Raw genomic sequence first — 10,018 nt, 5'->3', positions numbered from 1 at the left:
ACTATGAAACCTTCGCCATGACCATCGGAGTCCCCCGGGAAATCAAGGACCAGGAATATCGTGTCGCGCTCCTGCCGTCGGCCGCTTATCAACTCATCAAGCGCGGGCATCAAGTGATTGTCGAGCGCGGCGCGGGCGCCGGCTCCGGTTACCCGGACGCGGATTATGAGCACGCCGGCGCAAAACTCACGGACAGTCATTCGGCGGTGTTCGAGCAGGCGGACCTGGTCGTAAAAGTGAAGGAACCGCAGCCGGCCGAGCATTCACTCCTTCGGCCGGGCCTGATGTTGTTCACTTATCTGCATCTGGCGGCCAGCCGTCCTCTCACCGAGACGCTGCTGAAATCGGGCGCCGTCGGACTGGCTTACGAAACCATCGAGGTCAACCGCCGGCTGCCGCTGCTGGAGCCGATGAGCGAAATCGCAGGGCGCATGTCCATTCTTGTGGGTGGATATTTTCTGGCGAAGCATTTTGGCGGCAGCGGCGTTTTGCTCGGCGGCGTGCCCGGCGTGTTGCCGGGAAAAGTGGTGGTGCTGGGCGGCGGCGCGGCCGGCATCAACGCCGCGCGCATGGCACAGGGACTCGGCGCGGACGTGACGATCCTCGAGGTGGATCTGGAGCGGATGCGTTTTCTCGACATCACGCTGCACACGGCGCACACCCTTTACTCGAACGAAGCGCATTTGATGGAATTGCTCCCTGACGTGGACCTGCTCATCGGGGCGGTGCTGGTGCCGGGCGCCCGGGCGCCCAAACTGATCAGCCGCCAAATGCTACGCCCGATGCGGCCCGGGAGCGTGCTGGTGGACATTGCCGTTGACCAGGGTGGTTGCGCAGAAACGTCGCGTCCAACAACGCACCACGATCCGGTGTTTGTCGAGGAAGGTGTCATCCACTACTGCGTCGCGAACATGCCGGCGGCCTACGCGCGAACCGCCACGCAGGCATTGACCAACGTGACGTATCGCTACATCGAACTGCTGGCTGATCACGGACTGGCTGAAGCCTGCCGGCTCCAGCCCGCATTGGTTGGCGGCATCAACGTGATGAACGGGAAAATCACCTGTAAAGCCGTGGCCGAAGCGCACAGCCTGCCCTGTTCACCGCCGGGGTTCGGATGATCATCGCGGTCAGACCGCGGCGTTGGCCCCCTGACCGTGCGCGGTGTCTGACGACCTCACGACGATTTGAAGAACGGCAACGAATGAGCGATATTACACGCATGAAGAACCGCCAGATTCTGGGCATGATCATGTTGCTGGCCATCGCGGGCGTGCTGATGGAAACGGCACAGGCCGCGTGGCACTATCGTTACGCGCAATACCGTCGCCGAAGCAACCCGCAACGTCCCCAATCCACCAATCAAGTGGCCAAGCCAACCGAGCCGCAGGACAAGCCGGTCAAATTCAAAGACCTGCCGGACAACGCCGAATTCTATTATCTTGCCGACAAGGACCACAAAAACTTCCCGTACATCAAAATCTCGGACACTTCGGCCAGGTCTGTTCCCACCGCGGCCAAGCCACAGGCGACCGTAACAACCGTTCCTGTCGAGACACTGGTCATTCAAAAGAAAGACAATCAGAAGAAGGACGGCGATAAAAAGGACCAGAAGAACTCGAAGGACAGTAAACAAAGCTAGCTGTTAATCGGGCAACATCGGCTTCCGTTTGGCTGAGGCTGTCTTCAGGGATCAGGTCGATAATACCGGAATTCATTTTTGTGCCGGTCCCAAAACACCAGCAGCCGCTCACCTTCCGGGCATTTGTACACGGACGATGTGTGAAGGAAGATCTCACTCAGGACATCATCCCCCGACAAACCCTTCTCCCTGAGGTCTTCGATTCTCCTCTCCGAGACCAGCCGGTGTCCATCGGGGCACGGACCGGTCACAGTGCTGATTACGTTTCCACACCGACAAGGTATCATTCCCATAATCCGGGCCTTTTGTTATTCGATGAAACAGCGTCTTGGATTTGAGTACCGTCCTTCCCTCGCTAACTTCGGCATATCCAGGATACGCTCGCGCGCCGTTCGACCGATTTTGTCCATGATTAGTTTGGGCTGTTTTATGCCCACAACTGCCGGTCGAGCGAGCGATACTGAATCGCCTCGGAGATGTGCTCGGCCGCGATTCGCTCTGTTCCGCCAAGGTCCGCAATCGTTCGCGCCACTTTCAATATCCGGTCATAGGCGCGCGCGCTGAGCTTCAATTCATTCATTGCCATCTTCAGCAACTCCATCGTGGACTCATCAAGCGCGCAATGAGCTTTGAGTTCTTTGCTGCCCATCCGCGCGTTGCAGGTGATGCGGGATTTGCCTTTGAACCGCTCCTGCTGCCGTCGTCGCGCGGCCACGACGCGTTCCCGAATCTGCGCGGAAGTTTCACCGGTCCGTTCCGCACTGATGTCGCGAAACTTCACCGCCGGCACCTCGACATGAATGTCTATACGGTCGAGGAGCGGACCGGAAACGCGGTTGAGATAGTTCTGAATTTCACGCGGCGAACAGCGCGACTCACCCGGCATTTTTCCATCCGGTGTGCGCGGCGTTGCCTTGTTGCGAAAGGGTCATTAGCGTCTCGCGAGACAAGCACCTGCCCTCTCACAATCGGGGCATCCCCGTTCCAAAGGAGCCAACGACGATCGGCGGCCATCTCCGTCGCCGCCGAGTTCAGCTGAAATTGCACCAATCGCAAGCAGCTCGAAAACTGAGTGTTAGCATGGTGACTCTCAGTCGCTGGGAATGCGACAAAGTTTACCCAACTTGGCCTCACCAGCCTGCGCTTGTCGAGTATCTGGGCTACGACCCATTCACCAACCCAGCCCTCGGCAGACCCAAAGGCAACGAAACCCCAGGCGTTGACTTTTTATCATCCGAACCTTCCGACCACATCGGTCAGCAAATCGCAAAACGCCGCATGGAATTGAAGAAACCGCGCAAGCAGATGGCCAAAGAGTTACGGATAAGTGTCAAAACCTTGTGGGGCTGGGAAACGAATCGGTATCGCCCCACTCCGCAGCTTCGGGAGCGAATTTGTCGGTTCCTCGGTTGCGGTCCCACAGGTGCCTAAACTGGCCCCTATCGTCGCTGCTTAAGTCGTGTATGGCCTAAACCTGACGTGAAGCTGGAAGGGTCAAAACTTGTGCTTTAAGACTCAGACAGCCAGCGGGGCCAATGTCTTCGCCAAGTCGATTGCCTTATCTACTACCGTCAGAAACTTGCCGACGCCTTTGATGATATCGGTAGCGGTCGCGGCAGATTTGAGGGTGTTGGTGAGTTCTGTGTCCGCGTCGTCCACTTTCTGGAGGTTGTTCGTGAGGGCGGTCGTCGTTTTGCGGAAAAGCAAGTTCTGCAGGACGTCTATCCGGTGCAGGATTTCCTGCATTTCGGTGAGGATCGCTTTGCCTTCGTCGGCGTCACCTGCCTCGTCCAGCTTGGCGAAAAGGGCCTGATGTTGCGCGATGAGCAAATCATGAAGTTGGTGTAGATCCTGGTTCATAAGAAATGCGCCGGAGTTTTACTGGTTCTTGAGTTTGTCTTTGAAGCGATCGTTGAGGTCGCGAGTACGTTTAATCTCATCAGCGATGGCGGCAGCAGCCGATTGTGCGGTCCACCGTTCACCCTGGGCAAGGGCGTGATGCAGCTCTGCAAGTTGCAAAAGAGAGCGGCGCAGTGACAGCAAGACCAGGTCCTGAGCAACCCGCCGTTCCAGTAACTGCAGGAAGTCCGCCGCAATCTGGCGTTTGCCCGCCAGGTCGGGCTGGTTTCGAAAAGCTACCTTTTTCTCGGCCAGGAACTGGGTCCAGTGTGCCGTAACCGTGCCGCGAATCTCATTGGTACGGGACGTGCCCACGCTATCGGCCATGGTTCGAAAGATGCGGCCGATCTCGGCATCGGTTGCGACCAGCACCTTGCGGGCGCGTGTCTGAGCGCGCAGGCGAACGATGAGTTCCCCCAGCTTGGTAAAACCAGTGGCGATAGCCGGGCTGATCTGAGGCGATTTGTTGATAAGACCACTTCCCTGTAAATGCTGGCCAAAGTTGTTCAGTTCGGCGCTCAGGTTCACCGCCTCGTCGTCGAATGATTTGGCCAGGTCCGGAGAGGTGAGCAACTGGAGGTGCTGGGCGTATTTTTCCAGCTTTTCAAGTACCTGATCCCAGGCCGCGAGGCTTTCTTCATCCAGCCCGGCAGTAAAGCTGGACTCAACCAGATTTGTCTGACTGGCCGCGTAGTCCAAGGACGCGTCAGCGACCAGTTCATTAACCGCGTTGAACGCTTCCTGCGATTGCGTTCGCGCGCTGGTGATTCCGCTGGTGAAAGACGTGAGGGTATCCGCCGGAACTGTTTTGCAGCCAGTCAGGACGAGGGCTGCCGCTGCGAGGAGGGCTGTCACCCAGCGGGTCGCAATTGATTTCGTTTGATAACTCATGGCGATTAAAGATGGAGTCTCGTTTGGAAGGATTTCCAACTGGAGCCGATAGTTGCGGAGATGCCGGCGATGATTTCAGCAAGGTCGCAGACGGCGTTTAAGATACTATCCATAAGGAGCCGGGCATTTAAGTGTGTGCGCAGAAGTTCTCCTTCCCTTTTACCATTCCGCAGCCGATTTGAACATACCTCGTTCGTGGTATGGTGCTGCGGCGCGGCTTATGCTTTTCCGGAACGACAACCAAAGCATTGAATCAACGAACCGACGCGCAATCCCGCAGGTCCATGACAGGCGCAACACAACGCCGAGAATCTGCTCGTGATCGACGATGCGGCTCTGGCCTCCCAATACACGGCGAATGGGAAAACCCGTTTTGCGTACAGCAAACCCTACGTCGCAAGGAACCAACGGGACACCGGAATTGATTACCCGGAGCGTCTTTTCCAGAGCGTGCCACACATGCTGTCCCACAACGGTTTTAGATCGGGGTCTTCAATCGCCGCTTGCCTGACGGCGTGCTCGTCAATGGTCATTGCTTCCCGGAACCAGTCCTGACACTCGTCCAGCCGCCCCAGTTGGGCGCAGTAGCAGGCGAGGTTGTACGGGATCGTCCAATTACTTTTGAACTGTTCGGCTGCGGTGAGAAGCGCGTCGAACGCCTCCTGGGTGCGTTTGAGTTTGTGAAGGGCGAAGGACCGGTGAATCCAGCCGTCCGCTTGCCGAGGTTCGAGCTTGATGATCGCTGCGGCCATGTCCACACAGATTCCCCACTTCTTCGCGCGGGCATAAATCTGCCAGCGGACTGCCAGAACGTCGGGACGCGCGCGAAGCTGTGGAGCGATCTTCTCCAGTTCACCATCCGCAGCCAGATGGTCGCCCAGTTCCAGCCAGCCGAGGGCCGCCTTCAAATGAAAACTGTCGGGTGGTTCGAGCTCAGGCATCGTTCTTCTAAGCCAGCTTATCGTTTATACGCATACAAAGCCCCGCTGCACAATTTCACGCTGCAACGGTGTCAACGAATCCATCACACCGGAATAGAGAAGGTTCTCTTTTAACGCCTCCCACTTTTTCTTCAAGTCCTTCTCCCGCTCCGCATTCGGTTCTGCCTTGACGCCAGATTGTGCCTCTCTTAACCGGGCGCGGGCATGACCCAGCCGCGCCAGCAAAGCCCGCTCCTCCGGCGCGATATTTGGGAACAGAAACCATGCCTGCAAATTGCTGCGCAATTCTTCGATTGCCTCCGCATCCAGTTCCTCAGGCTGGAAAAAGGCGCTTATGGCCATGTCCGCATATTGCCGGGCCTCCGCGAGGAGTTCCGCGGCTTTCTGTTGTTCGCTCATGTTCCGGTGGGAAACTCCCCGCAAACACATTACGGCTTAGAACTTCTCCTCTTCCATCCGAGATGGCACTCGCATTTCCGGTCCAAAGGCTATTTTCTCCCTCGCACAAGTCAAGACCGACAAGAGCAGGTTACGAATTTCCTCACACGGGATCGCAGCATAACCCGCTCCACAGCCCCATCCCTAAAACGTGGTATAGACGTTCCGAAAGAATCGGAGCTAGAGTGACAACCTAGCCCGTCTTGCAGAGTTGTTCCCGGCTGCATCCGAGCCGCTGAACATGAGAACTCCTACTCCCGCTGCCTGCGGACTCTTCGTCGGTTCCTGCGCCAGCCAACCCCGCGGCTCCACAACGAGCGATAACGCGGGTCAGGATGAGCGCGAGACGCGGCACTGCTCCCGGTTTGGCCAGAAGGTTGCCGGCCTGTTGTGGCTCGCCTTGCTTTTTTATTTGTCGGGTTGCGCTAGCGCTCACGCTCCTCAACAAAACGTGATTCTGATCAACCGCTCGGGCATGGCCCTGGCGCCCGAGGGCGAACGGGTCCGGCAGAAGGAGGATGAACAGGAATTCGAAGCGCATCTCAATACGATCACCAACGCCATAGCGATCTGCCGGAATTGCATTACGCGCGACGGGACGAAGCGAATCCTGATCTTCATCCATGGAGGAATGAACAGCGTCAATAACAGCCTGGCGAAGGCCAACGAACTGGTACCGCGGATCTCAGCCGACGAGTACTATCCGTTGTTCATCAACTGGAACTCAGGGTTGTGGTCCAGTTATTGGGAGCATCTGACGCTGGTGCGCCAGGGGGAAGTGCAGCGCGTGTGGGGACCTTTGACTTCGCCGCTCTACCTGGCCGCCGATCTTGGTCGGGCAATCGTGCGCGCGCCGGTGGTCTGGTATTATCAACTGACCAGCGACGCCACGACCGCGGCTCGCTATGAAACCCCCGGATTCGTGCGCAAGGCGCTGTTCCTGCCCAAACTTGCGGACGATGCAGTTCCTGATCAAGCGGGAGAAACCGGGTTGGGATTGTGGCCGGGAAAGGACAGGCGGAGCGATCTCGACCGGTTTGGTTATGGGACCGCCTATTTCCTGACGCTGCCCCTCAAGCTGGCGGTCGGCCCGGTCATAGACGCGCTGGGGAAAAGCGCGTGGGACAACATGTCGAGACGGACCCAGACGATGTTCCGCAATCCGGGCGACTTCGACCGGCCGGCCCGGAAAACCGAATTGGGAGACGCGCTTAGCCGTGTCGGCCGGGCGCCCCATGGAGCGGTGTCGCGGCTGATGCAGCGCCTGGAGGATCTGATCGCCGCAGACTCCGCGAACCACTACGAAATCACCCTGATCGGCCACAGCATGGGGGCCATCGTCGCCAACGAGATCATTCGCTCCCACCCCCGACTGCCCTTCGTAAACCTCGTGTATATGGGCGCGGCCTGCAGCGTCAGCGATTTTGAGAGATCGGTCGTTCCGTACCTGAGCCAGTCCAACAGCACGCGGTTCTACAATCTCACGCTGCATCCGGTGGCCGAGGCGCGTGAAGCGCAGTGGTCGCTGCTCGACATTCCACCGCGGGGAAGTCTGCTGGAGTGGATCGATAATTATTTGTCCACGCCACGCACGATTCCGGAACGGACTCTGGGCAAATGGGACAACGTCATCGCCACGACGGCGCTCATTCCTCAATCGGTGGCGAGCCGGATTCAGATCAAGGCCTTTGATGTCGGTCCCCGAAGCGAGCTGCCGGCCGACAACCCGCAGAAGCACGCCGAATTCAGCGAAGTGGAGTTTTGGAAAGACCAGTTCTGGCGGATCAAACCCCGCTGAACGTAAACGTATGCCCGTATCCAGATGCAACCGCCGCCGTGTGACCGGCAACGGGCGTCTTCGCCGCGTTTCTCGGAAGTAACCAGCAATCAACCACCGAACCAAGGAGAGCATCCAATGAAAGAGAGCAATCGATCATTCGGCAACTTACGACGCAGCACCCTCGCCGGTTTCATCGCACTGGCCACGCTTGGTCTTGCGGCCGCGGCGTTGGGTTATGGAAAGGACGGCCACGAGACGGTGGGCGCAATCGCCGCCGATCTCCTCCAGGGCACGCACGCGGAAACCAAGGTTAACAATCTGCTTCAGGGCATGTCGCTGCTCGACGCCGCCACCTGGGCGGACCGGGCGAAGGGTTCGCAGGGGCCGCTGACCCAGGAGATGAAGGACTTTGTCGCGGCCAACCACGATCATCATAACTATCACTACACCGACGTTCCGATTCAGGAACTGCAATACCAGCTCGGCAGGGTCGGGACTTCGCCGGTCGACATCGTGCAAATCTCAACGCAGTGCATCAACGTCCTCAAAGGCAACGACACACCGGCCACGAATCCTCACGGGTTCAATCAAAGGATCGCGCTATTGCTTCTGACGCATTTTGTCGGCGACATCCACCAGCCGTTGCACGTGGGCGCGGCCTATCTCAACGACAAACCCCGGTTCGTGAATCCGAATGTGGTGACGACCGGCGTGCATGAGGATCAGGGAGGCAACTTTCTCAAGCTGGGCGGCACACTGCTCCATGTGTACTGGGACGACAACGCGGTCCAGCGCGCCATGAAAAAGGCCGGCGCGAAGTCGACTCAGGATTACGCGGACCGGATTTTGCAGAATAATCCCATTGTTCCGCAGACGCCGGGAAGCGTGGAGACCTGGCCGAAGCAATGGGCGGATGAAATTCTTCCGATTGCAGTCAAAGCCCACAAAGGGTTCAAGATAGCAAAGCCGGCGACGGTTACCGATCTCTTCGGCACCCACCTCCAATGGAAAGTTACCGCTCCGTCCGGCTACACCAATTTTGCCCGCGACACCGTGGATGAGCGGCTTACCACGGCAGGATTTCGCCTGGCTCAACTGTTGCAGACCATCTGGCCATGATCGGGCATTCTTCATTGCGGTGGTCCAGGTATCAGGCCGAAATCCCCGACTGGCGAACCACCGGCAGTCACCCGGGAACATCCACTTTGCCGTCGATGCACCGATTTACCCGGAAACCGACGAGCCAAGTCTCCGAAGGCGCGGGCAGCGATGTTAAGACCGTCAACCTCAAACAATAAACCGACCGGAACAATAGATGAGCATTCAAATTCCCAACCTCCACACGTCAAACCCAACCCTCGTCAACGTCAGGGAAGGGGCGACCGTTGTCATTCGCCGCCGCAAGGATGCCCTTCACGCGGGACAATTCACCGTTAAAGGCACACTCAAATTCAATCCCGCGGTCGACGCCTACCCGGCCGGCGCCCTCACCATCAGCGTGGATCTCTCGGACTCGGCCAGGGGCGTCTTTATCGCCACCACGGTCGAGCAACTGGACACCACGGGCAAGCACACCCCCACCGCCTACGCCACCGGCCGCTGCTCGATCAGGGCCGACGTGAAAGCATTCGGGTGCCGCTACTGGCTGATGTTGGCCGACAATAAGCGGGTGAACGAGAAGGAGACCCCGGATGTGATCAGTTTCCTCATCTTCGACCGCAATGGAAAGCGGGTGGCCTACGGCACCGGTCCGGTCGTCAAAGGCGACGTCGCGATCGCGCCGACGGCCCAGTAATCAGTCGTCAAACGGTTTTACGCAACAACATCTCCAGAGCAACACGAGGCAACCATGTCACACTTTCTGACCGTTCCCATCAATGAAAACGGCGTCATCCTGGATGACAAGATCAACTCGATTCTGTCGCAGGCGATGAACCGCCCGTTTGATTTCAGCGACGTGTTCATTTATTCGCATGGCTGGTGGACCAATGCCACCCGGGCGATGGAGGATTACAACCGGTTTTCCATCGAGTTCGCGCGCATGGTGGGAACATTGGCGTCGAACGCGCCACCGGTCCTGTCCAATCTCCCGGCCTCGTCCCTGGGCATCGGGATTCACTGGCCGTCCATGTTGAGCGAAGACGAGAATTCCATCGCCAACTTCGGTCAGGCCCTCTCCTTTTACACGATGGAGAAGCGGGCAGATACCGTCGGTGAGCACGGAGTTTACAGCGTTCTCAGACTGGCCCTCAAGGACAGGGCCGCCGATTCACCGCCGTTGCGAATTCATTGGCTCGGTCACAGTTTTGGCTGCAAGGTGATCTGCTCGGCGCTTCAGGAATTCCTGGACGACAAGGCCACTGTTCAAATTCCGAAGGATGTGACCTTGAATGTGGTCCTGCTGCAGGCGGCGACCGACGACAACGA

At 58.1% G+C, this 10,018-nt stretch carries 11 protein-coding genes; 6 read left to right on the top strand and 5 right to left on the bottom strand.

The annotated features are described in order from the left end of the window. A partial coding sequence (gene ald, locus VN887_10400) for an alanine dehydrogenase (GenBank protein HXT40422.1) occupies positions 1-1,121 on the top strand: 1,121 nt, incomplete at its 5' end. Between the two features lie 83 nt (positions 1,122-1,204). Next, complete coding sequence (locus VN887_10395; GenBank protein ID HXT40421.1) at positions 1,205-1,642, top strand: hypothetical protein; 438 nt, start codon at positions 1,205-1,207, stop codon at positions 1,640-1,642. 427 nt (positions 1,643-2,069) lie between these two features. Here the strand turns inward: VN887_10395 and VN887_10390 are convergent, their stop codons facing one another. The 5 genes from VN887_10390 to VN887_10370 all read right to left on the bottom strand — a co-directional run bounded on the left by VN887_10390 (position 2,070) and on the right by VN887_10370 (position 5,772). Further along, entirely contained in the window at positions 2,070-2,528 is a 459-nt protein-coding gene (locus tag VN887_10390) for an ATP-binding protein (protein HXT40420.1), read from the bottom strand. Positions 2,529-3,157: 629 nt separating this feature from the next. Continuing rightward, entirely contained in the window at positions 3,158-3,502 is a 345-nt protein-coding gene (locus tag VN887_10385) for a hypothetical protein (GenBank protein HXT40419.1), read from the bottom strand. Positions 3,503-3,520: 18 nt separating this feature from the next. Further along, the gene (locus tag VN887_10380; GenBank protein HXT40418.1) at positions 3,521-4,432 is read right to left on the bottom strand and encodes a hypothetical protein; all 912 of its coding nucleotides are present in this window, start codon (positions 4,430-4,432) and stop codon (positions 3,521-3,523) included. A 425-nt stretch (positions 4,433-4,857) separates the two neighbouring features. Continuing rightward, positions 4,858-5,373 (bottom strand): tetratricopeptide repeat protein, encoded by a 516-nt coding sequence (locus VN887_10375; GenBank protein HXT40417.1) that lies wholly within the window; start codon positions 5,371-5,373, stop codon positions 4,858-4,860. Between the two features lie 24 nt (positions 5,374-5,397). Continuing rightward, positions 5,398-5,772, bottom strand: a complete 375-nt coding sequence (locus tag VN887_10370; GenBank protein ID HXT40416.1) for a hypothetical protein — start codon at positions 5,770-5,772, stop codon at positions 5,398-5,400. Positions 5,773-6,052: 280 nt separating this feature from the next. Between VN887_10370 and VN887_10365 the strand changes: the two genes are divergently transcribed. The 4 genes from VN887_10365 to VN887_10350 form a co-directional block, all read left to right on the top strand. Then, positions 6,053-7,609, top strand: a complete 1,557-nt coding sequence (locus VN887_10365; protein HXT40415.1) for a hypothetical protein — start codon at positions 6,053-6,055, stop codon at positions 7,607-7,609. 117 nt (positions 7,610-7,726) lie between these two features. Further along, complete coding sequence (locus VN887_10360) at positions 7,727-8,710, top strand: S1/P1 nuclease (GenBank protein ID HXT40414.1); 984 nt, start codon at positions 7,727-7,729, stop codon at positions 8,708-8,710. A 196-nt stretch (positions 8,711-8,906) separates the two neighbouring features. Beyond that, the gene (locus tag VN887_10355; protein HXT40413.1) at positions 8,907-9,386 is read left to right on the top strand and encodes a hypothetical protein; all 480 of its coding nucleotides are present in this window, start codon (positions 8,907-8,909) and stop codon (positions 9,384-9,386) included. Positions 9,387-9,440: 54 nt separating this feature from the next. Then, the coding region (locus tag VN887_10350) for a hypothetical protein (protein ID HXT40412.1) at positions 9,441-10,018 on the top strand (578 nt) is incomplete at its 3' end.

The sequence above is a fragment of the Candidatus Angelobacter sp. genome (assembly GCA_035607015.1).
In the GTDB taxonomy this organism is placed as follows: Bacteria; Verrucomicrobiota; Verrucomicrobiia; order Limisphaerales; family AV2; genus AV2.
The sequence above is the reverse complement of the archived record's forward strand: the minus strand, read 5'-3'. Positions and strand labels throughout refer to the sequence as shown.